The organism is Sphingomonas endophytica (genome assembly GCF_001476895.1).
Classification (GTDB): Bacteria; Pseudomonadota; Alphaproteobacteria; order Sphingomonadales; family Sphingomonadaceae; genus Sphingomonas; species Sphingomonas endophytica_A.
In genome coordinates this window covers 1-825 of sequence record NZ_LDTB01000109.1, presented here as the reverse complement: position 1 = coordinate 825, position 825 = coordinate 1, and the positions used below count along the sequence as shown (strand labels likewise).

At 67.2% G+C, this 825-nt stretch carries 2 protein-coding genes; one reads left to right on the top strand and one right to left on the bottom strand.

Annotated elements, in window-relative coordinates; genetic code table 11:
- Window positions 1–174 precede the first annotated feature (174 nt).
- On the top strand, window positions 175–345 hold the full coding sequence (locus NS334_RS18860; RefSeq protein ID WP_275044693.1) for a L,D-transpeptidase: 171 nt from the start codon (window positions 175–177) through the stop codon (window positions 343–345).
- Window positions 346–368: 23 nt separating this feature from the next.
- Here NS334_RS18860 and NS334_RS16185 read toward each other — a convergent pair.
- Window positions 369–825, bottom strand: a 457-nt coding sequence (locus NS334_RS16185) for an extensin family protein (RefSeq protein WP_193753134.1), incomplete at its 5' end; no start/stop codon positions are given.

Genomic DNA, 825 nt, shown 5'->3' with positions numbered 1-825 from the left:
CCCATCACTTTGACTGTCGAGTTGCCGGCTTGGCGCCCTCCGGCGTCCATGCTGATGCGCCGGCCCGACCTGCCGCGCTACCTGAAGGTCGGTCTCGAGATCCCGCTCGGCGCCCGCGCCATGTATCTCGGCGGCTCGATCTACCGCATGCACTGCTCCACCGCGCCGTAGACGATCGGCACGGCCGTCTCTTCGGGCTGCATCCGCATGACCAACGAGGACGTGATGGACCTGTACACCCGCGTCAAGGTCGGCACCATCGTCGTGGTGCTGGAGCCCAAGCACGGCGACTCGCCCTACAAGCCGCAGATGGCGCTGCAGGGCGGCGGCAACGTCCCCTACTGACGCCGATCACGTCGCAACCGCGATCAAAAGCGCCGGCTTTGCCGGCGCTTTTTTGTTTGCTGCGGCTTGGTCTCCGCCGCACTCTCGGGCGCGGCTGCATCATCTGATTTCGCGGCGTCCGGCTCATCGGCCTTGCCGTGATCCGCCTTGGGAGCGTCCGGCCTGGATGCATCCGCTTTCTGGGCGACCTCGCGCGGCGGCGCCCCTTCCGGTCGCTCGGCCGGCAACAGCGGCGCGACCTGCGGCAGCGGGTCGTACACGTTCCATTGGCAGATCCGGTAATTGCTGCGGCGCTCCGCGAGGTCGAGATGGATGTGGTCCTCATGGTACCAGTCCGAGCCCGGACCGAGCACGGTGGAGAAGCGAGCGCACACCGAATGCAGCACGGTCTCGCGCAGATCACGCGGCACGCTGCGGTCGGTCAGCGAGATCGATTTGCCGTTGGCAAGACCGAACGCGCGCACGTCGAGCGCATTGGCG